Genomic DNA, 329 nt, shown 5'->3' with positions numbered 1-329 from the left:
GGGCCTGGAGGCGCTGGTAACTGCGCCTTCGTCAAGCCCTGAACCCCGTAATTACCGTAACGGTGGCTATATCAAGCGTCTGCCTAAAGACCCTTGGGGTAATGACTATAACTACGTGATGCCTGGTGAACATGGCCCGGTTGATGTCTTCAGCCTGGGTGCTGACGGCCAGGAAGGCGGTGAAGAGGTCAATACCGATATCGGTAACTGGAATATGCTGGATTACCGTTAATTCAGCCTATGAAACGTGCAGCTGCCGGATTTACGCTGATTGAACTGATGCTGGTGCTGGTGCTGTTAGCTACCAGCGCTGTGGCTGTTGTGATGAC

General features: G+C 53.2%; 2 protein-coding genes. Both read left to right on the top strand.

What is annotated here, in order from left to right; translation table 11 throughout:
• Positions 1-232, top strand: a 232-nt coding sequence (gene gspG / locus ACYP03_RS25110; RefSeq protein WP_459782543.1) for a type II secretion system major pseudopilin GspG, incomplete at its 5' end; no start/stop codon positions are given.
• Between the two features lie 8 nt (positions 233-240).
• The coding region (locus ACYP03_RS25105) for a prepilin-type N-terminal cleavage/methylation domain-containing protein (protein ID WP_459782544.1) at positions 241-329 on the top strand (89 nt) is incomplete at its 3' end.

This window comes from Photobacterium sp. R1, assembly GCF_054600795.1.
This window is presented reverse-complemented; position numbering and strand designations above follow the sequence as displayed.